Raw genomic sequence first — 25,377 nt, 5'->3', positions numbered from 1 at the left:
TGGTGTGGCCTCTCCGGAAGCGTACGGACTTGGTTCGTGGGCGGGGCGGTGCTGAGCGGCTCGAAGGGCCGGTCAGGCGCCGGTGCCGCCGCCGCCGGGGACGTCCGCGGCGCTGTGCATGATGCCGTCGATCAGGCCGTACTCCATGGCCTCCTGCGGCTGGAACCAGCGGTCGCGGTCGGAGTCCTTGGTGACCTGGTCGACGGTCTGGCCACTGTGCTCGGCGATCAGCTCGGCCATCCGGTGCTTCAGCCGCACCAGCTGCTGGGCCTGGATGCGGATGTCGGTGGCGGAGCCGCCGAGGCCGGCCGAGGGCTGGTGCATCAGGATCTCGGCGTTGGGGAGCGCGAAGCGCTTGCCCTTGGCGCCGGCCGTGAGCAGGAACTGGCCCATCGAGGCGGCCATGCCCATGGCGATGGTGACCACGTCGTTCTTGATGTACTGCATGGTGTCGTAGATCGCCATGCCGGCGGTGACCGAGCCGCCGGGCGAGTTGATGTACAGGAAGATGTCCCGGTCCGGGTCGGACGCGAGCAGCAGCAGCTGAGCGGTGATCTTGTTGGCGATCTCGTCGTCGACCTGCTGGCCGAGGAAGATGATGCGCTCGTTGAGCAGACGGTTGAAGACCTGGTCGCCGAGACCGCCGCCGCCGATGTCACCGGCTGCGGTGGGGGCCATCAGGCCGGGCATCTGGAACTGGGGAGTCATCACGTAATCCACCCGCTCATTGTGTTCGGACGGCTGATCGTCCACCGTCACTGCGTCTCTTACGAAGGCCGGTACGGAGGCCGGTTGCATCGGGAAGCCTGACGGACAGTCCTGATGGACCGACAGTCACCCTGCCCCTCGTACCAAGGACCCTAACGCGCAGGCAGGGCCTGGCCATCCCCTACACAGAACTGTTCGCTGTGAGCGCAGGGTGACCGGGGACGCCGGAAGGGCCCGGACGCATGTCGCGTCCGGGCCCTTCCTGGGAGGTGCTGCAGTGCCGGGGAGGATCAGGCCTCGGTCGCCTCGACGACGGCCTCAGCCGCGGCCTCGACGGTCTCGTCCTCTTCGTCGTCGTCCTCGAAGTCGACGACCTCACCGTTGGTGTCGACCACCTTGGCGGACTCCACCACCACCGCGAGGGCCTTTCCACGGACGACCTCGCCGACCAGCAGCGGGACCTGGCCGCCCTCGACGACCTGCTGGGCGAACTGGTCGGGCGTCATGCCCGAGCCGGCCGCGCGGCGCAGCAGGTGCTCGGTGAGCTCCTCCTGGTTGACCGCGAGCTCCTCCTTGGACGCGATGGCGTCCAGGACGAACTGGGTCTTGATGCCCTTCTGGGCCTGCTCGAGCAGCTCGGCCTCGAACTCCTCGGCGGTCTTGCCCTGGAGCTTGAGGTAGCCGTCCAGGTCGATGCCCATCTGCGGCAGCTGGTGGTGCTCCAGGTTGTGCTTGCGGGTCTCCAGCTCGTCCGCGAGCAGCTTCTCCGGGTACGGCATCTCGATGAGCTCCATGAGCTTGTCGAGCACGCGCTCCTGGGCCTGGGTGGCCTGGTCGAACTCCTTCATCCGGACCAGCCGCTTGCGGGAGTCCTCCTTGAGCTCCTCCAGGGTGTCGAACTCGCTGGCGAGCTGGGCGAACTCGTCGTCCAGGGCCGGGAGTTCCTTCTCCTGGACGGTGGTCAGGCTGACCGTGACCTCGGAGTCCTTGCCCTCGGCGCTGCCGCCCTTGAGCTCGGTGGTGAAGGTCGCGGTGCCGCCGGCCTCCAGGCCGGTGAGGGCCTCGTCGATGCCGTCGAGCAGGCGGCCAGAGCCGATCTCGTAGCTGACGCCGGTGGCGGTGCCGTCCTCGGGGACCTCACCGTCGACCTTGGCCTCCAGGTCGACGACCACGACGTCGCCCTCGGCGGCGGCGCGCTCGACGGTCTTCAGCGAGGCGAAGCGGTCGCGGAGCTGGTTCAGGCTCTCCTCGACGTCCTCGTCGGACACGGCGATCGGGTCGACCTCGACCTCGATGGCGGTGTAGTCGGGGAGGGTGATCTCGGGGCGGATGTCCACCTCGGCGGTGAACTTCAGGTCGCCGCCGTCCGCGATCTTCTCGACGCCCTCGAGGCCGTCGATGTCGGGCTGGCCGAGGACGTCGAGCTTGGACTCGTCGACGGCCTGGGTGTAGAAGCGCGGCAGGGCGTCGTTGACAGCCTCTTCCAGCACCGCGGCACGGCCGAAGCGCTGGTCGATGACGCGAGCCGGGATCTTGCCCTTACGGAAGCCCGGCACCGTGACCTGCTGGTTGATCTTCTTGTACGCCGCGTCGAGGCTGGGCTTGAGCTCCTCGAAGGGCACCTCGACGGTGAGTCGAACCCGGGTCGGGTTCAGAGTCTCCACGGCGCTCTTCACGGTTGGGTCTCCTTGGGGGCTTGCGGTCGGGGTGTCCGCCGCGCACCCGCTTGGTGGGGAGCACGGCGAGACGGGTGATGAGTCAGAGGCGACTTCGCCCGCCGGGGTGGGTGGACGGTGAGCTCGCTCCTCGCCCTCGGGCGAGTGTCCCGCACCGCTTCTCCCTGCGGAGACGCGCACGTGGACAGCCGCCAGCGGTCCATCCTACCGGTACCACAATCTGCATTGGTCCCGCCGGGAGGGGTCAGCTGTCCAGGCTCTGGACCGGGACCTTCCCAGAACCCGCCGCGGAGCCCTCGCCCGGACCCTCGACCGGGGTCTCCCGCGCCATGGTCGGGGCGGCGTCCCGGTCGGAGACGAACAGCGACAGCACGGCCGCGGCCAGGGCCAGGCCGGCGGCGACCCGGAACGCCGCGTGGTAGGCCGCCAGGTTCGCGCTCGGCGTACCGTCCGGACCGGTGGTCACCGTCCCGATGGCGCCCAGGACCGTGCTGAGCAGGGCCACCCCCAGCGCCGGGCCGAGCCGGCTCTGGGTGTTGAACAGGGTGGAGGCCCGGCCGGTCGCGGCCGGGGAGACGGTCGCGAAGGCGGCCGTCTGGGTCGGCATGAAGAGGTGGGCCATGGAGAACCCGGTCGCGAACATCAGCCCGCGGGCCGCCCAGACGCTGCTCTCCGGCGTGAGCAGCGACATCAGCCCGATGGCGATGGAGACGGCGACGCCACCCGCGGTCATCAGCCGGCGCGGCCCGATCCGCGGATAGATCCGGCCGACCAGTTGCGAGGCCAGCATCACCCCGAGGGCCTCGGGGAAGGTGTTGAGGCCGGTCCGGAAGGCGGTCGCCCCGGCGGCGTTCTGGTAGAAGAGGGGGAAGACGAAGAGCATGCCCAGGAAGGCGGCGCCGGCGACCACGCCGACCAGGTTGGTGGCGCGGAACAGCCGGTCCTTGAAGAGCCGCAGGTCCAGCATCGGGTCGTCGATCCGCAGTTCCACCACGACCAGCGCGACCAGCGCGGCGATCCCGACCGTCGCCGGGACCACGATCCCCGCGGTCCCCCAGCCCTTGTCCGCCCCTTCGGCGAGGGCGTAGGTCGCCGCCCCGAAGCCGACGGCGGCCAGCAGGAACCCCGCGGTGTCGAAGCGGCCGGCCCGCTCGGCGCCGAAGTCCGGCAGGAACAGCAGGCCGAAGGTCATCGCGACGGCGCCGAGCGGGACGTTGACGATGAACACCCAGTGCCAGGAGGCGGCGTCCACCAGCCAGCCGCCCAGCACCGGACCCAGCGCCGGGGCGACGGCGGTCGGCACCATCAGCACCCGGCTCGCCCGCATCCGCTCCTGCTGCGGGAAGGCCCGGTACAGCATGGTCATCCCGACCGGGTTGAGCATCCCGCCGCCGACGCCCTGGAGGACCCGGTAGAGGCTCAGCTGGTTGAGGCCGGTGGCCGTCGCGCACAGCAGCGAGGCCAGGGTGAAGAGGGCCAGCGCCGCCAGGAAGACCCTGCGGGTGCCGAAGCGGTCGCCGAGCCAGCCGGAGAGCGGCACGAAGACCGCGAGGCTGACCAGGTAGCCGACGTTGACCACACCGACGGAGGCCGCGTCCACGTGGAACTGGTCGCCGATGGACGGCAGCGCCACATTGACGATCGTGGTGTCCATGATCGACATGAACAGCGCGGCGACGAAGACGACCGCGACCGCGGTCTTGGCGGATATCCGCGGACGGTGCGGCTGCGCTGCTGCGGACATGGCTCGGCACGCCTTCCCGGAGAACGAAAAAGGACCTGCCGCCATGGCGGACAGGATCCCGTGCATATGGTCGGGGTGACCGGATTCGAACCGACGACCTTCCGCTCCCAAAGCGGACGCGCTACCAAACTGCGCCACACCCCGTACCGTCCGACGTGCCGAACGACACGTAGCGTACAGGCAGATCCCCGGCCCTTCGCCCGCTTTTCGCCGCGCCGCACCCATCCGGCCGCCACGCCGGAGAACCGGTGTGCATCCGCCCGACCAGGTCCGCTAGGCTGTCCCCCGAACGCGCCGCACCGGTGCGCTCTGCGGGCGTAGCTCAATGGTAGAGCCCTAGTCTTCCAAACTAGCTACGCGGGTTCGATTCCCGTCGCCCGCTCCGAAGTGGCTCGGCCCCGACTCGGCGATCATCATGCCGGGTCGGGGCCGATGTGTTTTGCACGCGTCAGAACGGGTGCGGGGGGCGGACGGGGGCGGGTACGCTCCCGGAGGCGGGATGTTCACTCGGTTTCCCCCCACAATCTCCACAGGGCCTGCTCCGCCCGGGGGTTGTGCGGGCGAACGGGAGTCGCTCCCCGGAACGTCGGAGTACATCCCTCACACACACGGAGAGACCCTGTGCGCAGGCTCCAGGTCATACAGCGCAGCGTGGTGCGCGAGATGGCCTGCCTCGGGCGGGAGTTCCAGGCCGAGGGCGACGTCGTCCGCGGTCCGGGGACGACCGCCGTGGCGGTGCGCGAGCACCTGGGGCAGGGCGGCGGCCACGTCGACCTGGGGTACGTGCTGCGGATCGGCGAGGGCGGCGGGCCGGTGGTCTGGGACTGCGCGGCCGGGCTCGGGCGGACCGAGGAGGAGCAGCTCCAGAACGCGGTGCGGATGTGGCGGACCACCACCGCCTCCGCGGTGGTGGAGATGCTGGAGCGGCGCGGCGTCCACGGCGACCACGTGGCGCCCGGTGCGGCCGGGGGCGTCGCCGGATGGCACGCGGTCCAGGGCCCTGCCTGCGTGTTCGGGTTCCGCAGCGGACCGCTGGGCGACTGGGTGGCGGAGCATCAACTGCTGCCCGCGGTCGCGGAGGTGGTGCTCCCGCACCTGAGCGACCCGGTGCTGAACGGGGTGAAGTTCTTCTTCGGCGGGCGCTCCGGCGACGAGGTCGCCGAGGTGCGGGTGAACGGCGAACCGGTCGCCGCGGCCTCGGCCGCGCTGCGGCGACTGTCCTGGCCGCGCGGGGAGCGGCTGGCCTGGGCCCGCTGCTTCGTGCTGCTGGCGGCCGACCCGCTGAGCCTGCGCGGAGCGGAGGGTGGCGCGGAGCCCGCCGACGCCGCCGTGGGCGGGCGGCGCGCCGCTGCAGGGGCGCTGCTGCGGCGGTGGCGGGAGCGCTGAGGCTGTTGCTCCGGCAGCTGTCGGGTCGGTAGCTGTTACTTCGTCAGATTGTTGATGGTGGTGGCGATCTGGTCCAGGAAGGTCTGGATGGGTGCCGCTGCCGAGGTCTTGGCCAGGAAGAATCCGAAGAGCATAGCGAGGATGGCGTAGCCGATCTTCATGCTCCCGTTCCTGATGAACACGATCAACAGGATGCCCAGCAGGACAACAGCGGAGAAGGAGAAGGTTGTCACGCGGTTCCACTTCCTCGTTCATGACATGCTCGGGGCCCGGGCCACCCGGCAGGCCGGTCCGCCGCGCCGTGCATCGACACTGCCTCCCCCCTCCCATGGCCGACATTCAGTGTCTCCGGACTGGCAGGTTCCGTAAAGCATTTCCGGGACACAGCTCTACAAGTGATCACTATTCGGCCGAGATTGGCCGAACAGCACGTCGGAGAACGTGTGGCTGATGTTACAGGTGCGGTGAACTGAGCACCGGGGGACGGTTATTCGCGCCAGATCAGCAGCAGCGCGCGGTCGTCGTTGAGGTCCTTGGCGACGGTCTCGATGAGCCGCCAGGCCGTCCCGACGAAGGGCGAGCCGATCAGTCGGTCCGCCTCCCCCATCAGCCGGTCCATGCCCTCGGAGAGGTCCCGGCCCGGGGCCTCGACCATGCCGTCGGTGCAGAGCATCAGCACGTCGCCGCGCTCCAGCCGGCCGCGCAGGCCGGTGAACTTGGCGCCCTCGAAGATGCCCAGCAGCGGGCCCTCGGCCTCCTTGGTCTCCCAGTGGCCCTTGCCCATGCAGCGCTGCATCCCGGGGAGGTGGCCGGCCGACAGCAGTTCGTACTCCCCGGTGTCCAGGTCCAGCACCAGGTGGACGGCGCTGGCGAAGCCCTCGTCCCACTCCTGGCGCAGCAGGTAGCCGTTGGCGGCCGGGAGGAAGTCGTGCGGCGGCAGCGAGCCGAGCAGGCCGCCGAAGGCGCCGGAGAGCAGCAGCGCCCGGGAGCCCGCGTCCATGCCCTTGCCGGAGACGTCGGCCAGCACCGCCTCCAGCATCCGGCTGCCGTCGCCGGTGCGGGCGGCGACCAGGAAGTCGCCGGAGAAGGACTGGCCGCCGGCCGGGCGCAGCGCCATCTCGGCGTGCCAGCCCGGCGGCAGCGCCGGGATCTGCGACTGCACCTTGAGCCGCTCGCGCAGGTCGAACAGCATGGTGCCGCCGCCGCGCCAGGGAACGCCGACCCGGCTGCGCAGTTGGGCGACCAGCAGTCCGCCGGCCCCGACCGCGCCCATGACCAGCACACTGCCCGGGGTGACCCGGCCCGGGCCCAGGTGGTACGGGCCCAGCAGGGCCGCCTCCACAGCCAGCGCGGAGGCCGCGGCGGCGTAGAGCAGCACCAGGCTGCTGGGCCGCAGCAGCAGCGCCCCGGCGAGCAGCGGGAGCACCAGGGCGGTCGGCGGGCACCAGATCGGGACCATCAGCGTGACCACGGTGATCAGCGGCACCAGCAGGAACAGCGCTCCGAAGGCGAACCAGTCGGAGGCGTCGCCGCGGAAGTAGTCGACGGCGGATCGGCGCAACCGACGTCGGGCCCGGTAGAGCGCCCTGCGCCCCCGTGCCGTCATCGTCTCCCGAGGTGGCGCCTCGGCCGCTCCGTCAGCCATCCGGGTCGACCCTACCGAGGGTGTGCGGTCCGCGTCGACGCTCCCAGGAACTACGGCCGGTACTGGAGGGAGCCGATCGGTGTGGCGGGCTGGCAGGCGGGGCACCAGAACAGGTTGCGGCCGGCGTGGGTGCCGGCGCTGACCGGAGTGGCACAGACCAGGCAGGGCAGGCCGGCCCGGCGGTAGACGTAGACCTCGCCGCCGTGGGCGTCCTCGCGGGCCGGGCGGCCCATGGCCTGCGGGGTGTGCTCGGGGCGGACCGTGTCGATCCAGCCGTCGCGGACGCCGTCGGCCATCAGCAGGGTGAGGTCCTTCCAGACCGCGTCCCACTGCTCCCGGGTGAGCGCCCGGCCGGGCAGCCGCGGGTCGATGCCCTGCCGGAACAGCACCTCGGCGCGGTAGATGTTGCCGACGCCGGAGAGCACCTTCTGGTCCATCAGCAGTGCCGCGACGGTGGTGCCGCTGCGGCTCACCCGCTGCCAGGCCTGCTCCGGGACCGAGTCGTCCCGCAGCGGGTCCGGGCCGAGCCGACGGTGCACCTCCTGCTTCTCCGGATCGCTGATCAGGGCACAGGTCGTGGGGCCGCGGAGGTCGGCGTGGGCGGTGTCGTCGGCGGTGCTGATCCGGAGCCGGATCTGCCCGACCGGCTCCGGCGCCGGGCCCTCGCCGAAGCGGACCTTGCCGTAGAGGCCGAGGTGGATGTGGACCCAGTCGGTGGACGCGGGGTCCGCGGTGCCGCCGAAGCCGAGGAAGAGGTGCTTGCCGTGGGCCTCGGTGCCGGTGAGCGGGCGCCCGTCGAGGCGCAGCGCGGCCTGGGCGAAGGGCCCCTGCGGGCTGGAGACGCGCACGGACTCGCCGCCGAACACCTGGCGGTACGCGGCGGCGAGTCGATGGAGGGTGTGGCCTTCTGGCATCGGAGCTGCGGTCAGCCCTGCGGGTGGTGGGCGGGGACCGGCGGGAGCTCGCCGGTGGTCTCGTACTCGCTGATCATGTCGATCCGGCGGATGTGCCGCGGGTCCTCGGAGAACGGCGTCGCCAGGAAGACCTCGACGAACTTGGTGGCCTCGTCGAGGGAGTGCATCCGGGCGCCGACGCTGACCACGTTGGCGTTGTTGTGCTGACGTCCGAGGGTGGCCGTCTCGGTGCTCCACGCCAGTGCCGCGCGGACGCCCTTGACCTTGTTCGCGGCGATGGCCTCGCCGTTGCCGGAGCCGCCGATCACGATGCCCAGCGCCTGCGGGTCGGCCGCGGTCCGCTCGGCGGCTCGGAGGATGAACGGGGGGTAGTCGTCCACCGCGTCGTAGATTTGCGGGCCGCAGTCGACCGGTTCGTGACCGGCGCTGGTCAGCCACTCGACGAGGTGCTGCTTGAGTTCGTATCCGGCATGGTCGGATCCCAGGTACACGCGCATGGCGTCAGTGTGGCACGAGCCGGTGACGGTGCGCCGGTCAGCCTCCGGCTAGGACCGGACGCCGAGCAGCTTCCAGGCGGCCGGGAGCAGGCCCATGGCCAGGGCGACCTTCAGGGCGTCGCCCAGCAGGTAGGGGTACAGGCCCAGCGAGGCGGCCCGGCCCAGGCCGACGTGCAGCGAGACGGCCAAGTAGGGGACGCCGACGGCGTAGATGGCCAGGCTGCCCAGCACCATCGCCGCGGCGGTGCGCAGCGGGCTGCGGTCGGCGCCGCGCCGGGCCAGCTCGCCGACCACGACCCCGGCCAGCATGAAGCCGATGATGTAGCCGAGGGTGACGCCGCTGCCGGAGCTGCCGGCCGCGAACCAGGGCACCCCGGCCAGACCGGCCACCAGGTAGAGGCCCATGGCGGCGACCCCGCGGCGGGTGCCCAGCGCGGTCCCGACCAGCAGCGCGGCCAGGGTCTGGCCGGTCACCGGGACCGGCGAGCCGGGGACGGGCACCGAGATCTGTGCGGCTATGCCGGTGAGGGCCGCACCGCCGACGACCAGGGCGAGATCACGGGCCGTGGCGCGGGCACGGGTGGCGGCGGGGAGCAGGTCGGCGAGGACGGTACCGGGGCGGGGGGCAGCGGTGGCGGCGAGGGCCATTCGGGTCTCCGGGCAGGGGCGAGGGACGGAGTCTGGGTTAACGACTGTGAACCTACCTGCCTGGTGACCTGTGGTGTAGCGCGCTCCCCACAAAAGGGCTGGTCAGTGCGTTGGTGACTCCGGGCAGTGGGGGCGCGGGAAACAGTGCGCCTTGGTGCGTGGCCGGGCGCGCAGTTCCCCGCGCCCCTGTCGGGGCGCTACTCGAAGCTCTACTCGAAGCTGGGGCCGGCGGTGCGGGTGCGCTTGATCTCGTAGAAGCCGGGGGTGGAGGCGACCAGCAGGGTGCCGTCCCAGAGGCGGGCGGCGGCCTCGCCGCGCGGGGTGGGGGTGACCACCGGGCCGAAGAAGGCGACCCGCTCGCCGTCGGCGCCGGGGACCGCGATCACCGGGGTGCCGACGTCCTCGCCGACCAGGTCGATGCCCTCCTTGTGGGAGGCGCGCAGAGCCTCGTCGTACTCGGTCGAGTCGGCGGCCTCGGCCAGTTCGACCGGCAGCCCGGCGTCGGCGAGGGCCGCCGCGATGGTCTCCTTGGTGCGGGGCTCGGCCTGGTTGTGGAACCGGGTGCCGAGGGCGGTGTAGAGGTCGCCGAGGACCTTGTCGCCGTGCGCCTGCGCGGCCGCGATGCAGACCCGGACCGGGCCCCAGGCCTCGGTGAGGAAGGCGCGGTACTGCTCGGGGACGTCCTTGTCGGCGTTGAGCACGGCGAGGCTCATCACGTGCCAGTGCACCTGGACGGGGCGCTGCTGCTCGACCTCCAGCATCCAGCGCGAGGTCATCCAGGCCCACGGGCAGAGCGGGTCGAACCAGAAGTCTGCGGTCACGGGGGTGGCGGTTGTTGCGGACATGAGTCCTCCGGTGCCAGGAACGTGCGGTCAACGTGGCGAACAGAGGGCGGCGCACGGGCATTCCCGCCCTGCGGGAGTGCGCCAACGTTGTCGGCGTGCCGTGAAAGGATGCCCGCAACAGGTGACAGTCCGGGGCCCACACCCGGCCGGCACCGGACGGGCGGCCACAAGCTCGCGCGCCACCGCATGCACCAGTAGGGAGTACCGCAGTGCCCGGGACCAATCTCACCCGCGACGAGGCCCGCGAGCGGGCCCGCATCCTCAGCGTGGACGGCTACGAGGTCGAACTGGACCTCCGCTCCGCCGTGCTGCCCGTGGCTGAAGGGGAGGGCGCGGGCAGGTTCCGCTCGCGGACGCTGCTGCGCTTCCGCTGCTCCGAACCCGGGGCGGACAGCTTCGCCGACCTGCTGGCGCCCGAGGTGCACAGCGTCGTCCTGAACGGCACCGCGCTCGACCCCGCGCTGGTGTTCGACGGCACCCGGATCGCCCTGCCCGGTCTGGCCGAGGAGAACGAGCTGGTCGTCGAGGCGTCCTGCGCCTACAGCCGCACCGGGGAGGGTTTGCACCGCTTCACCGACCCGGTCGACGGCGAGACCTACCTCTACACCCAGTACGAACCGGCCGACGCACGGCGGGTGTTCACCACCTTCGAACAGCCCGACCTCAAGGCGCCGTTCAGCTTCACCGTCACCGCGCCCTCGCACTGGCAGGTCTTCTCCAACTCCCCCGCCGGCGGCGACCCGGTGGCCGTGGAGTCCGGTCTGACCTGGCAGTTCGCCCCGACGCCGCGAATCTCCAGCTACATCACCGCGGTGGTGGCCGGCCCGTACCACGTGGCCCGTGACCACTACACCCGGGCACTGCCGGACGGCCGCCGGCTGGAGATCCCGCTGGGCGCGCTCTGCCGGGCCTCGCTGGCGCAGTACTTCGACTCCGACGAGATCTTCACGGTCACCAAGCAGGGCCTGGACTTCTTCCACGAGGAGTTCGACTACCCCTACCCCTTCGGCAAGTACGACCAGGCGTTCGTGCCCGAGTACAACCTCGGCGCCATGGAGAACCCCGGCCTGGTCACCTTCCGCGAGGAGTACGTCTTCCGGTCCAAGGTCACCGAGGCGGCCTACGAGGGCCGGGCCAACGTCATCCTGCACGAGATGGCGCACATGTGGTTCGGCGACCTGGTCACCATGCAGTGGTGGGACGACCTGTGGCTGAAGGAGTCCTTCGCCGACTTCATGGGCGCGTTCGCCCAGGTGGAGGTGACGAAGTACCAGGCCGGCTGGATCACCTTCGCCAACCGCAGGAAGACCTGGGCGTACCGGCAGGATCAGCTGCCCACCACGCACCCGATCACCGCGGACATCCGTGACCTGGAGGACGCCAAGCTCAACTTCGACGGCATCACCTACGCCAAGGGCGCCTCGGTGCTCAAGCAGTTGGTGGCCTATGTGGGGCGCGACGCCTTCTTCGAGGGCGCGCGGCACTACTTCAAGCGCCATGCGTTCGGCAACACCACACTCGCCGACCTGCTCGCCGTGCTCGCGGAGACCTCCGGGCGGGGTGCCGACGCCATGGCCGAGTGGTCGCGGGCCTGGCTGGAGACGGCGGGGGTGAACGCCCTGACGCCGCAGCTGGTCACCGACTCCTCGGGGACCATCACCGGGTTCGCGGTGCTGCAGGAGGCCGCCGCCGAGAACCCGACGCTGCGGCCGCACCGGATCGCCGTGGGGCTGTTCGACCGGGACCCGGACAGCGGGGCGCTGGTGCGGACGCGCCGGGTCGAGCTGGACGTCGTCGCCGGGGCCCGGACCGAGGTGCCGGAGCTGGTCGGGCTCGCCCGTCCGGCGCTGGTGCTGGTCAACGACGAGGACCTGACCTACTGCAAGATCCGCTTCGACGAGGCGTCACTGGCCACGCTGCGGGAGTCGCTGGGCGAGCTGGAGGACCCGCTGGCCCGTGCGCTGAGCTGGTCCGCGCTGTGGAACCTGACCCGGGACGGGCTGATGCCGGCCCGCGACTACCTGGAGATCGTGCTGCGGTTCGCCGGCCGCGAGAGCGACATCGGCGTGCTCCAGTCGCTGCACCAGCAGGCGCGCACCGCGCTCGACCTCTATGTCGCGCCCGAGGCGCGGGAGGAGTGGGCCGGGCGGCTCGCCGAGGGCGCGCTGGGCGAGCTGCGGGCCGCGGCGCCCGGAGGCGACCACCAGTTGGCGTGGGCGCGGTTCTTCGCGCAGACGGCCCGGTCGGAGGCGGACCTGCAGCTGGTGGGCGGGCTGCTGGCCGGGACGGCGCGGGTCGACGGACTCTCCGTCGACCAGGAGCTGCGCTGGACGCTGCTGCACACGCTGGCCGCCGCCGGGGTCGCCGACGAGGCGGCGTTGGACGCGGAGCTGGCCCGGGACGACACCGCCAGCGGCAAGCGGCTGCTGACGGCGTGTCTGGCGGCGCGGCCGACGGCGGAGGCCAAGGCGGAGGTGTGGCGGCAGGTCGTGGATTCGGACCAGCTGCCGAACGCGCTGGTCGAAGCGCAGATCAGCGGCTTCCAGGCGGCGGCGGGGGGCGCGGCGCGGGAGTTGCTGGCGCCGTACGCCGAGCCGTACTTCGAGGTGCTGGAGAAGATCTGGAGCGAGCGGTCGATCGAGATCGCGCTGCGGATCGTCAGCGGGCTGTTCCCGAGGCTGGTGACGACGGAGGCCACGCTGGAGCGGACGGATCTGTGGCTGCGGGAGCACGAGGCTGCGGCGCCGGCGTTGCGGAGGCTGGTGCTGGAGGGGCGGGACGATCTGGCGCGGGCGTTGCGGGCGCAGCGGCGGGATGCGGCGCGGGGGTAGGTTGCGCGACGGGGGGTTGGGGCTGGGGCTGGGGTTGCTGGGCGAGTGGCCGTCGGGGGGCGGTTGCTCGCGCAGTTCCCCGCGCCCCTGAGGGGCTGCCTTGTTGATCGGGCAGAGTCTCGCGCCCCTGGGGGGCTGCCTGGTGACGGTGGGTTTGGTCGTACCTCGTAGCATGGCCCGCTAGTCGAGGTGTCGAGGGAAGGGCGTACGGGGGCATGGCGGACAACGGAGCAGGACCAGGGGCTGACGGTCGGAGCGGCGCGGCGGGGGGAACTGACGGGGCGTCGAACGTGCCGCCGCCGCCTGCGTACATGCCCACCCAGACCTACACGCCCGGCGTACCCCAGCAGGCTCCGCCGGCCTCGGCGGACGGGGGGATCGCCTACGCGCCGACGCAGGCGTACAACCCCGCCGCGGCGGGGCCCGGGACGCCGCCCGCGCCGCAGCCGCAGGCGCCGCAGCAGCAGCCCGGGGCGTGGCCGGCCGGTGGGGCGACCGGGGCGTACCCCTCGGTGCAGCACGGGGGGTACGGCTATCCGCAGCCGCAGACCCCGCAGGCCGCTCCGCCCGGCTACCCGCAGGGGTACCCGCCGCAGCAGCAGGGCTATCCGCCGCAGCAGGGGTATCCGGCGCCGCAGGCGTACCCGCAGCAGCAGGGGTACCCGCCCCAGCAGGGCTATCCGCAGCAGGGGTACCCCCAGCAGGGCGGCTACCCGCCGCCGCAGCCGCCGCGGCGCAGGCTGGGCGGGGGTGCCATCGCCGGGATCGTCGCCGGTGTGGTCGTGCTGGCCTGCATCGCGGTGGTCGGGGTGATGATCGCCAACAACGGCAGCAAGAAGGCCGGTTCCATGCTGTCCAAGGCGTGGTCGGTGCCGGCCCAGGGCAGCGACGACAAGCTCATCGGTTCCTGGCTGACCAGCACCGCGCTGGTGCGGAGCAGCTCGGCGACCGGTGTGACCGCCTACAGCATCGCGGACGGCAGCAAGAGCTGGACGCTCACTCCGCCGTCCTCGGCGCAGACGCCCTGCGCCATGTCACCGACCATGACCTCCGACGGCATCGGGACCATGGCCTTCGGCAGCGACGACAACTCCTGCTCGGTCTTCGCCGGGGTCGACTCCCGCACCGGGAAGATCCTCTGGACGGTCCCGCTGACCAGCGCGTCCAACTCGGTCGCGATGTCGGCCAGCACCTACATCCAGGGCTCGGTGGCCACCATCGTCAGCGGCGACCGGGTGGGCGGGTTCGACACCAGGACCGGCGCCCAGGTCTGGGGGCTGAAGCCGCGCGGGGACTACTGCAACGAGTCGTCGGTGGCGACGACCGGCATCGTCCTGGTGGACGACTTCTGCGCCGACGTCAAGCCGTCGTACACGCTGACCGCCCTCAACGCCAGTACCGGCAAGCAGATGTGGCGCAAGACCGAGAGCGACCACACCGACGTCAGCAGCCTGCTCAACGGCTCGCCCCTGGTCAGCGTGGTCTCCACCAGCGGCGACACCTCGCTGCAGATGTACGACGCCAACGGCGGCAACGGCAAGACCCTGCAGACCCCCAACCTGAAGCTGAACGAGTACCACGAGGTGACCGCTTCGCTGCCGGGGCAGTTGCTGGTGGTGCAGGGTGACGAGGACCTGAGCTCGGACAACGGGAGCACCGCCGGGAACATCGTCGCCTTCAACCTCGCCACCGGCGCCGAGGCCTGGACCTACGACGGTGAGAGCAACCACGGCGCACTGCTGGCCCAGTCCACCGGGGACGGCAAGCTCTACGCCCTGTCCACCGGGACGTACAGCGGCTCGCCGCACTTCGTCAGCCTGGACCCGACGACCGGCAAGTCCACCGTGCTCGGCGCGCTGCCGTCGGACACCGACGGCTGGACCTTCTCGGACGGGATGCTCTACGCCACCAACGACGGCGGCCTCATCGCGCTGAGCAGCTACGGCGACGAGGCTGCGGTGTCCATGTACCACAAGTGACGGTGGATCAGGGTGCTACCCGGCCGCTCGCACCTCCGGGCCCAGCGCCCACTCCGCCACCGCCCCGGTGATCCGGTCCAGCAGTTCCTCGGCGCTGACCGGGGCCGACTTGAGGACCGCGAAGGAGTGGTTGCCGTACGGGAGCGCCAGCAGCCGCTGGTGCGCCGGGAGCGGCGGGAAGTCGGATCCGGCGCCGAAGGGGTCGGTGGCGCCCTGGACCACCAGCACCGGGCGTGGGCAGGAGAGCAGTTCCTCGGCCCGGCTGCGCTCCGGCTTGCCCGGCGGGTGCAGCGGGAAGGCCAGCGCCAGCACCGCGTCGGCGCCGCCCTGCTCCGCGGTGCGGCAGGCGACCCGGGCGCCGGCGCTGCGGCCGCCGCTGATCAGCGGGATCCCGGCGGCGGGGCCGGACCGCAGCCGGGCCAGCACCGGCAGCCAGCCGGTGTCCAGGGTCTTCGGGGCCGGGGCGACCTTCCGGCCGGCCACCCGCCAGGGCTGCTCCACCAGGGCGACGGTGACGCCCAGCGGTGGCAGCGCCACGGCGAGGGCCCGCAGATCCGGTGCCTCGATGCCGCCGCCGGCCCCGTGCCCGAGCGCCAGCACGGCGAGCGGGCGGGCGGTGCCGGCCGGGTGGGTGGTGATCCTGGCGTCCCCCGCGGGGGTGCTGACCAGGGTCCGGGTCGGGGCGGGGCTGGAGGTGCTCATGGGGGGAACCCTAGGACGGCGGCGTTCGCCGTGCGCGGAGGCACGGGCCGCTGTCCGTGCGACATGGGAGGATGCCGGGCAGACACCGAGACGAAGGAGTCACGCAGCGTGCCTGGCACCAACCTGACCCGTGAGGAGGCCCGTACCCGGGCCCAGCTCCTCCATGTGGACGCCTACGAGATCGAGCTCGACCTGAGCACGGCCACCGACGGGGGCACGTTCCGGTCCACCACCGTGGTCCGTTTCAACGCCACCACTCCGGGAGCGTCCAGCTTCATCGACCTGGTCGCGCCCGGCGTGCGCGAGGTCGTCCTGAACGGCACCGCGCTGGACCCCGCCGAGGTCTTCCGGGACAGCAGGATCGCGCTGCCGTCGCTCGCCGCCGAGAACGAGCTGCGCGTCGTCGCCGACTGCGCCTACTCCAACACCGGCGAGGGCCTGCACCGCTTCGTGGACCCGGTCGACAAGGAGACCTACCTCTACACCCAGTTCGAGGTCCCGGACGCCCGGCGCGTGTTCGCGTCGTTCGAGCAGCCCGACCTCAAGGGGACCTTCCGGTTCACCGTCACCGCCCCGACCGGGTGGAAGGTGATCAGCAACGAGGTCTCCCCCGAGCCGGAGAAGGGCGCGGTCGCGGGCACCGAGGTGCACCGCTTCGCGGCCACCCCGCGGATCTCCACCTACATCACCGCCCTGGTCGCCGGCCCCTACGCCGGTGTCTTCGACAGCTACCAGGGCGCCGATGGCCAGAGCGTGCCGCTGGGCGTGTACTGCCGGCGCTCGCTGGAGCAGTACCTGGACGCCGATGCGATCTTCGAGGTGACCAAGCAGGGCTTCAGCTACTTCCAGGAGAAGTTCGACACGGTCTACCCGTTCAGCAAGTACGACCAGCTGTTCGTGCCCGAGTTCAACGCCGGCGCGATGGAGAACGCCGGCGCGGTCACCATCCGGGACCAGTACGTGTTCCGCTCCAAGGTGACCGACGCGGCCTACGAGGTCCGCGCCTCGACGATCCTGCACGAGCTGGCGCACATGTGGTTCGGCGACCTGGTCACCATGGAGTGGTGGAACGACCTGTGGCTGAACGAGTCCTTCGCGACCTTCGCCGAGGGCATCTGCCTGGCCGAGGCGCCCGGGACCAAGTGGCCCAACTCCTGGACCACCTTCGCCAACCAGATGAAGACCTGGGCGTACCGGCAGGACCAGCTGCCGTCCACGCACCCGATCATGGCGGAGATCAACGACCTGGAGGACGTCCAGGTCAACTTCGACGGCATCACCTACGCCAAGGGCGCCTCGGTGCTCAAGCAGCTGGTGGCGTACGTCGGCCAGGACGCCTTCTTCGCCGGCGTGCAGGCCTACATGAAGCGCCACGCCTGGGGCAACGCCCGGCTCAGCGACCTGCTGGGCGCGCTGGAGGAGACCTCGGGACGCGACCTGGCCTCCTGGTCCAAGGCCTGGCTGGAGACGGCCGGGATCAACATCCTGCGCCCCGAGCTGGAGGTGGACGCCGACGGCGTGCTGACCTCGTTCTCGATCCGCCAGGAGGCCCCGGCGCTGCCCGCCGGCGCCAAGGGCGAGGCGGTGCTGCGGCCGCACCGCATCGCGGTCGGCATGTACGACCTGGACGCGAAGGGCGCGCTGGTGCGCGCCGAGCGGATCGAGCTGGACGTCGACGGCGAGCTCACGTCGGTGCCGGTGCAGGCCGGGCGCAAGCGGCCGGCCGTGGTCCTGCTCAACGACGACGACCTGTCCTACGCCAAGGTGCGCCTGGACGCGGAGTCGCTGGCCAACGTCACCGCGCACATCGCCGACTTCACCGAGTCGCTGCCGCGCGCCCTGTGCTGGGCCTCCGCCTGGGACATGACCCGCGACGGCGAGCTGGCCACCCGGGACTACCTGGCCCTGGTGATCAGCGGCGTCGGCCGGGAGTCCGACATCGGTGTGGTCCAGTCGCTGCAGCGGCAGGCCAAGCTGGCCGTCGAGCTCTACGCCGACCCGGAGTGGCGGGCCGAGGGCCTGGCCCGCTTCGCCGGCACCGCGCTGGAGCTGCTGCGCTCCTCCGAGCCCGGCGGGGACCACCAGCTGTCCTGGGCCCGCACCTTCGCCGGCCTGGCCAGCACCGACGAGCAGCTGGACCTGCTGGCCGGGCTGCTCGACGGCAGCAGCACCGTCGAGGGCCTGACCGTCGACGACGAGCTGCGCTGGGCCTTCCTGGAGCGGCTGTCCGCGACCGGCCGGGTCGACGAGGACACCATCGTCGACGAGCTGGTGCGCGACAACACCGCGGCCGGGCAGCAGCACGCGGCGTCCTGCCGGGCCGCGCTCCCGACCGCGGCCGCCAAGGCTGCGGCCTGGGCCTCGGTGGTGGAGGCGGAGACGCTGACCAACACCGTCCAGGAGGCGGCGATCGCCGGCTTCGAGCAGGCCGACCAGCGGGAGCTGCTGGCCCCCTACACGGCGAAGTACTTCGCCGCGATCAAGGGGATCTTCGAGCAGCGCTCGCACGAGATGGGCCAGCAGATCATCGTCGGGCTCTACCCGTCGCTGCAGGTCGAGCAGGCGACGCTGGACGCCACCGACGCCTGGCTGGCCTCGGCCGACCCGGCGCCGGCGCTGCGCCGGATGGTCGTCGAGTGCCGGGCCGGCGTGGAGCGCGCGCTGCGCGCCCAGGCCGTCGACCGGGCGGCGGGGCAGCGCTGACCCTTCCACCGGCTGACCCGTCGTCGGGTTGACGGCTGGTCAGCTGTAGCTCGACTCCGCTCCCGGCCCCTGCTCCCCCACCGCTTCGCCGGTGCGGGGGGCGAGGGCCGGTTCGTTCATGACGGCGGTGAGCGCCTCGGTCCGGGGGGAGGCGGTGACCTGCTCCAGCGAGGCGGGCCGGCCCTGGGCGTCGGCGAGCGGAAGCCGCCAGTTGGGGTACTCGCTGGAGGTACCGGGCAGGTTCTGCGGGCGCGGGTCGCCCAGGGTGTCCGGCAGCCAGACCCCCAGCAGCCGGGCCGGGGTGCGCAGCAGGTAGCGGTGCAGGGCGGCGACCGCCGCCGGGACCACCTCTCCCTCGGCCGGCTCGGTCAGGTCTGCGGCCGGCCCGTCGCCGTACGGGGAGACCGAGAGCAGCCCCTCGCCGGCCAGCTCGCCCAGCCACTCCTCGACGTCCGACTCGGCGTCGGCCTGCTCCTCCGCCAGCGGACGGGTCAGCAGGCCCAGCCGGTGCCGCAGTTCGACGTGCTCGCCGCTGAGCCGGGAGGCGGTGCTGGGGAGGTCGTGGGTGGTGAGGGTGGCCAGGCACTGCTCGCGCCACTGCTCCGGCGGCAGCGGGGTGCCCTTGGCGTCGTCGCCGTAGTCCCGCTCGAACCAGAGCACCGAGGTGCCCAGGATGCCCCGGTCGGCGAGCTGCTCGCGGACGCCCGGCTCGACCGTGCCCAGGTCCTCGCCGATCACGGCCGCGCCCGCGCGCTCCGCCTCCAGGGCGAGCACGCCCAGCATCGCCTCGTGGTCGTAGCGGACGTAGGTGCCCTCCGTCGGCGGGCGGCCCTCCGGCACCCACCAGAGCCGGAACAGGCCCATCACGTGGTCGATCCGCAGCGCGCCGGCATGCCGCACCACGCCGCGCAGCAGCGCCGCGAAGGGTTCGTAGGCGGCGTCGGCGAGCGCGTCCGGACGCCAGGGTGGCAGGCCCCAGTCCTGGCCGCGGGCGTTGAAGGCGTCCGGGGGCGCGCCCACCGAGATGCCGGTGGCCAGGCAGTTCTGCAGGGCCCAGGCGTCGGCGCCCTCGGGGTGGCAGCCGACCGCGAGGTCGTGGATCAGGCCCACCGGCATCCCGGCGCCGCGGGCGGCGGACTGGGCGGCGGCGAGCTGATCGTCCACCAGCCAGGCCAGCCAGCGGTGGAACTCGACCCGTCCGGACAGGTCGGCGGCGGCCCGGTGGACCGCGGCCGAACCCGGGTCGCGCAGCCCGGCCGGCCAGGAGCGCCAGGCCGGACCGTGCACCTCGGCCAGCGCGCACCAGGTGGCATAGGCCTCCAGACCGGCCCCCTCGCGGCGGAGGAAGGCCTGGTAGGCGGCCTCCCGGCCGGGGCTGCGGCGGACCTGGTGAAGGAGTGTCAGTGCCTCGTGCTTGAGTGTCCAGGTGGCGTCGCGGTCCACCAGTCCGTCACTGAGCAGCACCGCGTCGCGCAGCGCCGCGCCGTGCCGGGCCAGCTCGTGGACGCGGTCGCGGGCGGGCGCGTCCAGGTAGGGGTACTCAGGGACGGCCTCCACCCGCAGATGGACCGGGTCGGCGAAGCGGCGCGAGGAGGGACGGTAGGGGGACGGGTCGGTCATCGCCCCCGGGGTCGCCGGCAGACCCGCGTGCAGCGGGTTGACCTGGACGAAGCCGGCGCCGTGGGCATGGCCGGCCCACTGCGCCAGATCGGCCAGGTCGGCCAGGTCGCCCATGCCCCAGGAGTGCTGCGAGAGCACGGAGTAGAGCTGGGCCAGGAAGCCCCAGCTGCGCTGCCGCACGCCCGGCAGCCGAGCCGGGGTGACCAGCAGCGGGGCGGCCGAGGCGCGGCCGTTGCGGCGGGCGCACAGGGTGTGCCGGCCCGGGGGGAGGTCGCCGGGGATGCGTCCGGTGGCGGGGCGGTGGTCCAGGTTGCGCGGCGGGTGGCCGTCCGAGAACTCGATCCAGACCTCGGTGTCCATCGGCACGGTGAGGTCGTGCGGCTGCCCGGCCCGGGTGACCACGACCCGCGGCAGCAGCCGGGTCGCGGTGCGGTGGTGCAGCGCGTCCAGGGCGCGGGCGGCGGCGTCCGGGGTGGAGGCGTCGACGTCCAGCGCGGCCAGGACCGCGACCAGGGTGTCGCCGGAGACGGCGGCACGCCCCTCGGGACCCTCCCGGACGGAGTCGACGCCGTGCGCGCGGGCGAGCGCGAGCAGCGCGGGGCCGGCTGCGCCGGACTCGGCGGATGCTGACGGCACGTCGGCGGGGACGGAGGCGGCAATGGCCACGGGGGCTCCTCGGCGCAGGGAGGCGGGGCAGGGCGGGCGGAGCGGTGATCGGAGCGGGCTGGACCTTCCGCAGCCTCCAGGCTCCTACCCGGGTATGGGGTACAACGACACCGGCAGCGCCGGGGTTCACTCGTGGAGTTCCGGATCGGCGGCCGTTCGCGGGAAGCACGCTCGTTGACAGTGGACACGGCTCTCTGATGGTCTTAGCCCGCCCACTCACTGACCGCAGGCACCAGGAGACCGCGTGGAGCACCGGCCTTCCCTCCCCGCCACCGTCGGCAGCGGACTCCGTCGGCAGTTGGAGCAGAGTTCCGCGCTCCAGTCGGTGGTGTACTCGGGGCCCGCGCTCAGCGCTCGGCGTACCGCGGCCAGGACCGTACGGCGGCTGGCGCCGGCCACGGCGGACCGGTTGATCTCGGAGTTCAAGGGCACCGAACCGCTGCTGGACCGGGTGCGGGTGGCCGCGGCCCGGACCCGGCGGCGCGGGGCCGCGCTGCGGGCCAGCGCGGCACTGACCGTGGCCGCCGTGGTGGGCGGGATGGTCGCGGCCGGACCGCAGACCGCCCTCGCCGCGACCCCGTCCGCGGGGGCGACGGCGGGGACCGCGAAGGCGACGACGACGGTGCAGTCCGGTGCGGTGACGACGCCGCAGATCTACCCCCGGCCGCAGTCCCAGGAGTCCTACGGCGCCGCGGTGGCCGTGCCCGAACGGGTCGCGGTCGTGGCCGCGCCGCAGGCCGACCCCGGCGCCCTGGAGCAGGTGCGGGCCGCGCTGAAGGCGGCCGGGGTGCAGCAGATCGACGAGTCGACCGCGACCCCCACCACCGACCCGGCGCCCGGCAGCCTCACCGTCTACGTCGGCGGCCTGGCCGAGGGGGCCGGCGGCGCCACCGACCGCGCCCTGCGCGGGATCGCGGCCTCCGGCGGCACCGAGGAGCCGCTGAGCCCGGCCGGGCTGCCCGCCGGCGGCTACGTACTGGCGGTGGGTCGGCAGCAGGTCGCCGGGGGCACCGCCGGCGCCGCCGTGCTGGCCGGGGTCGACGCCGACGGCACCTACAACGCGGCGCAGTCGCTGCGGCAGCTGTTCGTGCGGACCGGGACCGGCGCGGAGCTCCCCGGGGTCCGGGTCAGCGACTGGCCGACCACCCCGGTGCGCGGCACCGAGGAGGGATTCTTCGGCACCCCCTGGACCGAGCAGCAGACCCTGGACGAGGTCGACTTCCTCGGCCGCACCAAGCAGAACTACTTCCTCTACTCCCCCGGCGACGACCCGTTCCGCTCCTCGCGCTGGCGCGAGGAGTACCCCGCCGACCAGCGGCAGCAACTGCGGACGCTGGGTCAGGCGGCGTCGCTGAACCACGTGACCCTGGGCTACGGCCTGTCCCTGGGCGGTTCGGTCTGCTTCAGCTCGGCCAAGGACCAGGACGCGCTGATCGCCAAGCTGGAGTCGCTCTGGGCGCTGGGCTTCCGCTCGTTCCAGCTGCAGTTCCAGGACAGCAGCTTCAGCCACTGGCACTGCGACGCCGACGTGGCCCGGTACGGCCGGGGCGCGGCCGCGATGGCCAGGGCCCAGAGCGACCTGGCCGCAGTGGTGATCCAACGGTTCCTCTCCGGCCATCCGGACGCTGCTCCGCTGATGCTGCTGCCGACCGAGTACTACCAGGACGGCGCGACGCCGTACCGCACCGCGCTGGCCAAGGACCTGGACCCGTCGGTGCAGGTGGCCTGGACCGGTGTCGGGGTGCAGCCGACGACCATCACCGGCAGTCAGACCAGCGCCGCCGCGCAGGCGTTCGGGCATCCGCTGGTGACCCAGGACAACTACCTGGTGAACGACTCCACCCCGGACCGGCTCTACCTCGGCCCCTACGCCGGCCGGGACAGCGGGGTGGCCATCGGCTCCGCGGCACTGCTGGTCAATGCCATGCAGCAGCCGGTCATCTCGCGGATACCGCTGTTCACGGCGGCCGACTTCGCCTGGAACCCGACCGGCTACGACGCCCAGGCGTCCTGGCGGGCGGCGGAGCAGGACCTGGCGTCAGGTCAGCCCAAGGCCGCGGCGGCGCTGGCGGCACTGGCCGGGAACAGCGCCTCGCCGGCGGAGAACCTCGCGCCGCAGGCGGCCAAGACCGGGGACTTCCAGGCCGGCGGGACCCAGGCGGCCACGACGCCGACCGCGGACCAGCAGGAGTCGGCCTATCTGCGCCCGCTGATCAGCGCCTTCTGGTCCACCCTGGGCGGCAACGGCTCCGCCGCCGCGCTGCGGGCGGCCTTCACCACCATGGCGGGGGCACCGGCCGCCCTCGCCGCCGGGGAGGTCCCGGCCGAGGACGGCGACTGGCTCGCCCAGCTCGCGCTGTACGGCCGGGCCGGGCAGACCGCCGTGGACATGCTCACGGCGCAGCGCTCCGGCGCCGGCGCCTCGGCCTGGGCGGACCAGCTGAAGCTGCGTCAGCTGATGCAGCAGCTGTCCCAGTCGGACGCGACCATAGGCAGCGGCGTGCTCGACGCGTTCCTCAAGCGGGTCCTGGTGGCGTCGAACAGCTGGGCCGGCCTCGGCGCCAGCTCGACCGTTCCGACCAGCACCCTGGGCACCTCCCAGGACCACGACCCCTCGCTGATGGTCGACGGCGACCCGAGCACCTACTACTGGAGCGACGCGCCGCCGCAGGTGTCCGACACCATCGGGGTGGACCTGGGCAGCGCGCAGCAGGTCGGCACCGTCTCGGTGCTGATGGGCTCGGGCGACGACGGTCCGGCGGCCGGGGACTACCTGCACGACGCGGTGCTGGAGTACTCCACCGGGGACGGCGGCTGGCACACCGTCGGGACCTACCACGACCAGGAGACCATCAGGGCGACGCTGCCGGCCGGCACCACCGCCCGCTACGTCCGGCTGCGGGCCACGGCGACGCAGGCCAACGCGGTGGCGGTGCGCGAGTTCACGGTGACCGCGCCGAGCGACCCGCTGACCGCGAGCGGCGGCCCGGTGGGCCAGCCCGGCTTCCCGGTCTCGAACGTGACGGACGGTGACCTCAACAGCGCCTACCGGGCCGTGGCCGCGCCCCAGGCGGGCGACGCGCTGACGGTGACCCTGGGCACCGCGCGGGCGCTGAGCCGGGTGGTGGTGCTGACCGATCCCACCGTGGCGGCCAAGGGCTGGATCGAGGTGCACCAGGTGGCGCCGAAGACGGCCGCGAAGGCCGCCACGCCGGCCAAGGGCGCCAAGGCCGCGACGCCGGCGAAGGGCACGGCGAAGGGCGCCACCAGCGCCGCGCCCGCGACCGGCTGGGTGCGGCTGGGTCCGCTCAGTGCCGGCTACACCGAGCTGGCCGCCGACCCGCGCGCCGACGTCGACCAGATCCGGCTGGTCTGGGCCGCCGGCAGCCCCCCGCCGGTGGTGGACCAGGTGGTGCCCTGGTACGCGGACACCCCGGTGGCCACGCTGCAGCTGCCCGACCAGAGCGTCGACGTCGAGGCGGGCGGCGACTCGGTCGACCTGACCGGCGACCTCCAGGCGCTGGGCTTCTCCGGCGCCTCCGGCACCCTGGCCGCCGAACTGCCGAAGGGCCTCAAGGGCCTGGCGGTGACCACCTCGGGAGCGGTGGCTCTGCCGCGCGGCGGCACGGCGGCGACCGCGGTGCACATCACCGCGGCGGCCGGCACCCCGCTGGGCAGTTACGCCGTACCGGTGGTGTTCACACCGTCCGCGGGCGGTCAGAAGATCAGCCGGACGGTGCAGGTGCACGTGTATCCGCGCACCTCCGGGCCCGATCTGGCACCCACCGCTACTGCCACCGCCTCCGGCGACGCCGGCAACGGTTTCGGGGCGGGCAACGTCAACGACGGCGACGAGACCACCCGCTGGCTCTCGCCCGCCGAGGACGACGCCTGGGTCCAGCTGGAGCTCCCGCAGGCCGCGACGCTGGGCGCCGCGGTGCTGCACTGGCCGGACACCTTCGCCGCGCAGTACCGGATCGAGACCTCGACGGACGGGGTGACCTGGACCACGGTCGCCACTGTGCCGAACGGTCAGGGCGGCGACGAGACGGTCCACTTCGACGCCCCGAATGTCCGCTTCGTCAGGATGCAGGGGGTGCAGCGGGGGACCCGCTTCGGCTACTCGCTCTTCGGGATCGAGCTCTACGCGGTCGCCGGGACCCAGTCCACCGGCGGCTCCGGCGTCCCGCCGACCGGGACCCCGTCGCAGGCTCCCGGCACCGGCGCGAGTACCCAGCCGTCCGCCTCGGCCACGGCGACCCCGTCCGCCGGCGCCTCCGCGTCCGGCACCGCCTCGGCTCCGCCCAGCACCGACCCGACCGGCACCGGCGGGGCGACGACCGGGGCGAGCACGAGCGCATCGGCCACACCGGATCCGGGAGCAGGGGCTGACGGGTGATCCCGAGACAGGTGCACGTGGTGAACGAGGGCCTGGCCTTCCTGCTGGAGCTGGCCGCCTTCGCGGTGCTGGCCTGGTGGGGCTTCAGCACCGGGAGCGGGGTGGCGGTGCACCTGCTGCTCGGTCTCGGCACGCCAGCCGCGGCAATGGTGCTGTGGGGGCTGATCGCCGCGCCCAAGGCGAAGTTCCGGGTCCCCCTGCCGGGGGTGCTGCTGCTCAAGGCGGCGGTCTTCGGCGGTGCGGCCGCCTGCCTGGCGGTGCTCGGCCACGGCGGCTGGGCGATCGCCTTCGGCGTCGTCGCCCTGGTCAACACCGCGCTGGCGACGGTGGACCGCAACGCGCTGTTCCACAGCCGGCGCCCGGACAGCACCGAACCCCCCGTCACCGGCTTGAACGGGTGACGGAGGGTTCGAC

Annotated in this window: 17 protein-coding genes and 2 tRNA genes; 7 read left to right on the top strand and 12 right to left on the bottom strand. The window is 72.7% G+C overall.

Annotated features, from left to right (window positions below; all coding sequences use genetic code 11):
• Window positions 1–72: 72 nt before the first annotated feature.
• From IF29_RS0106065 to IF29_RS0106050, 4 genes are all read right to left on the bottom strand, one after another.
• Window positions 73–690, bottom strand: coding sequence for an ATP-dependent Clp protease proteolytic subunit (locus IF29_RS0106065; RefSeq protein ID WP_030250614.1), 618 nt, complete (start codon window positions 688–690; stop codon window positions 73–75).
• A gap of 308 nt (window positions 691–998) precedes the next feature.
• A complete protein-coding gene (gene tig / locus IF29_RS0106060; protein WP_030250612.1) occupies window positions 999–2,384 on the bottom strand; it encodes a trigger factor in 1,386 nt (461 codons plus the stop codon).
• Window positions 2,385–2,628: 244 nt separating this feature from the next.
• The gene (locus tag IF29_RS0106055; protein ID WP_051724945.1) at window positions 2,629–4,128 is read right to left on the bottom strand and encodes a DHA2 family efflux MFS transporter permease subunit; all 1,500 of its coding nucleotides are present in this window, start codon (window positions 4,126–4,128) and stop codon (window positions 2,629–2,631) included.
• 67 nt (window positions 4,129–4,195) lie between these two features.
• Window positions 4,196–4,272, bottom strand: a tRNA-Pro gene (locus IF29_RS0106050).
• Window positions 4,273–4,439: 167 nt separating this feature from the next.
• On the opposite strand from IF29_RS0106050, the gene IF29_RS0106045 reads away from it, so the two are divergent.
• Both IF29_RS0106045 and IF29_RS0106040 read left to right on the top strand, forming a co-directional pair.
• Window positions 4,440–4,510, top strand: a tRNA-Gly gene (locus tag IF29_RS0106045).
• A gap of 239 nt (window positions 4,511–4,749) precedes the next feature.
• Window positions 4,750–5,514 (top strand): DUF6348 family protein, encoded by a 765-nt coding sequence (locus tag IF29_RS0106040; protein WP_030250606.1) that lies wholly within the window; start codon window positions 4,750–4,752, stop codon window positions 5,512–5,514.
• Window positions 5,515–5,549: 35 nt separating this feature from the next.
• On the opposite strand, the gene IF29_RS0106035 is transcribed toward IF29_RS0106040, so the two are convergent.
• From IF29_RS0106035 to IF29_RS0106010, 6 genes are all read right to left on the bottom strand, one after another.
• Complete coding sequence (locus IF29_RS0106035; RefSeq protein WP_030250604.1) at window positions 5,550–5,747, bottom strand: hypothetical protein; 198 nt, start codon at window positions 5,745–5,747, stop codon at window positions 5,550–5,552.
• Between the two features lie 254 nt (window positions 5,748–6,001).
• Complete coding sequence (locus IF29_RS0106030; RefSeq protein ID WP_030250601.1) at window positions 6,002–7,159, bottom strand: PP2C family protein-serine/threonine phosphatase; 1,158 nt, start codon at window positions 7,157–7,159, stop codon at window positions 6,002–6,004.
• 50 nt (window positions 7,160–7,209) lie between these two features.
• On the bottom strand, window positions 7,210–8,073 hold the full coding sequence (locus tag IF29_RS0106025; RefSeq protein ID WP_030250599.1) for an Fpg/Nei family DNA glycosylase: 864 nt from the start codon (window positions 8,071–8,073) through the stop codon (window positions 7,210–7,212).
• Window positions 8,074–8,084: 11 nt separating this feature from the next.
• On the bottom strand, window positions 8,085–8,570 hold the full coding sequence (locus tag IF29_RS0106020; protein WP_030250596.1) for a ribose-5-phosphate isomerase: 486 nt from the start codon (window positions 8,568–8,570) through the stop codon (window positions 8,085–8,087).
• A 48-nt stretch (window positions 8,571–8,618) separates the two neighbouring features.
• Window positions 8,619–9,218, bottom strand: a complete 600-nt coding sequence (locus IF29_RS0106015) for a biotin transporter BioY (RefSeq protein WP_030250593.1) — start codon at window positions 9,216–9,218, stop codon at window positions 8,619–8,621.
• Between the two features lie 209 nt (window positions 9,219–9,427).
• Window positions 9,428–10,063 carry a DsbA family oxidoreductase gene (locus IF29_RS0106010; RefSeq protein WP_030250591.1) on the bottom strand — a complete coding sequence of 212 codons (636 nt, stop codon included), beginning with the start codon at window positions 10,061–10,063 and terminating at the stop codon, window positions 9,428–9,430.
• A 209-nt stretch (window positions 10,064–10,272) separates the two neighbouring features.
• On the opposite strand from IF29_RS0106010, the gene pepN (IF29_RS0106005) reads away from it, so the two are divergent.
• Both pepN (IF29_RS0106005) and IF29_RS0106000 read left to right on the top strand, forming a co-directional pair.
• The gene (gene pepN, locus IF29_RS0106005) at window positions 10,273–12,894 is read left to right on the top strand and encodes an aminopeptidase N (protein ID WP_030250588.1); all 2,622 of its coding nucleotides are present in this window, start codon (window positions 10,273–10,275) and stop codon (window positions 12,892–12,894) included.
• Between the two features lie 311 nt (window positions 12,895–13,205).
• Complete coding sequence (locus tag IF29_RS0106000) at window positions 13,206–14,873, top strand: outer membrane protein assembly factor BamB family protein (protein WP_030250585.1); 1,668 nt, start codon at window positions 13,206–13,208, stop codon at window positions 14,871–14,873.
• 15 nt (window positions 14,874–14,888) lie between these two features.
• Here the strand turns inward: IF29_RS0106000 and IF29_RS0105995 are convergent, their stop codons facing one another.
• Entirely contained in the window at window positions 14,889–15,575 is a 687-nt protein-coding gene (locus IF29_RS0105995) for an alpha/beta hydrolase family protein (protein ID WP_030250583.1), read from the bottom strand.
• Window positions 15,576–15,683: 108 nt separating this feature from the next.
• On the opposite strand from IF29_RS0105995, the gene pepN (IF29_RS0105990) reads away from it, so the two are divergent.
• Window positions 15,684–18,278 (top strand): aminopeptidase N, encoded by a 2,595-nt coding sequence (pepN, locus tag IF29_RS0105990; protein ID WP_030250581.1) that lies wholly within the window; start codon window positions 15,684–15,686, stop codon window positions 18,276–18,278.
• A 39-nt stretch (window positions 18,279–18,317) separates the two neighbouring features.
• Here pepN (IF29_RS0105990) and malQ read toward each other — a convergent pair whose 3' ends face one another.
• Window positions 18,318–20,558 carry a 4-alpha-glucanotransferase gene (gene malQ / locus IF29_RS0105985; RefSeq protein WP_408640789.1) on the bottom strand — a complete coding sequence of 747 codons (2,241 nt, stop codon included), beginning with the start codon at window positions 20,556–20,558 and terminating at the stop codon, window positions 18,318–18,320.
• A gap of 250 nt (window positions 20,559–20,808) precedes the next feature.
• Here malQ and IF29_RS43235 point away from each other — a divergent pair, with 250 nt between their 5' ends.
• Window positions 20,809–24,963, top strand: a complete 4,155-nt coding sequence (locus IF29_RS43235; protein WP_051724944.1) for a glycoside hydrolase family 84 protein — start codon at window positions 20,809–20,811, stop codon at window positions 24,961–24,963.
• A complete protein-coding gene (locus tag IF29_RS0105975) occupies window positions 24,960–25,364 on the top strand; it encodes a YrdB family protein (RefSeq protein WP_198037312.1) in 405 nt (134 codons plus the stop codon). Before IF29_RS43235 ends, IF29_RS0105975 begins: the two co-directional genes overlap by 4 nt.
• The last annotated feature ends 13 nt before the right edge of the window (window positions 25,365–25,377 follow it).

It is taken from the genome of Streptacidiphilus jeojiense, assembly GCF_000719095.1.
Taxonomy (GTDB): Bacteria; Actinomycetota; Actinomycetes; order Streptomycetales; family Streptomycetaceae; genus Streptacidiphilus; species Streptacidiphilus jeojiensis.
Note: the sequence above shows the minus strand (reverse complement) of the source record. Positions and strands in the feature narration are given on the sequence as shown.

Coding starts and splice junctions, on each gene's coding strand:
- IF29_RS0106055 (WP_051724945.1), bottom strand. CDS start 4,128: ATGTCCGCAGCAGCGCAGCCGCACCGTCCGCGGATATCCGCCAAGACC.
- IF29_RS0106025 (WP_030250599.1), bottom strand. CDS start 8,073: ATGCCAGAAGGCCACACCCTCCATCGACTCGCCGCCGCGTACCGCCAG.
- IF29_RS0106065 (WP_030250614.1), bottom strand. CDS start 690: ATGCCCGGCCTGATGGCCCCCACCGCAGCCGGTGACATCGGCGGCGGC.
- IF29_RS0106010 (WP_030250591.1), bottom strand. CDS start 10,063: ATGTCCGCAACAACCGCCACCCCCGTGACCGCAGACTTCTGGTTCGAC.
- IF29_RS0105995 (WP_030250583.1), bottom strand. CDS start 15,575: ATGAGCACCTCCAGCCCCGCCCCGACCCGGACCCTGGTCAGCACCCCC.
- IF29_RS0106000 (WP_030250585.1), top strand. CDS start 13,206: ATGCCCACCCAGACCTACACGCCCGGCGTACCCCAGCAGGCTCCGCCG.
- IF29_RS0106020 (WP_030250596.1), bottom strand. CDS start 8,570: ATGCGCGTGTACCTGGGATCCGACCATGCCGGATACGAACTCAAGCAG.
- IF29_RS0106030 (WP_030250601.1), bottom strand. CDS start 7,159: ATGGCTGACGGAGCGGCCGAGGCGCCACCTCGGGAGACGATGACGGCA.
- IF29_RS0106015 (WP_030250593.1), bottom strand. CDS start 9,218: ATGGCCCTCGCCGCCACCGCTGCCCCCCGCCCCGGTACCGTCCTCGCC.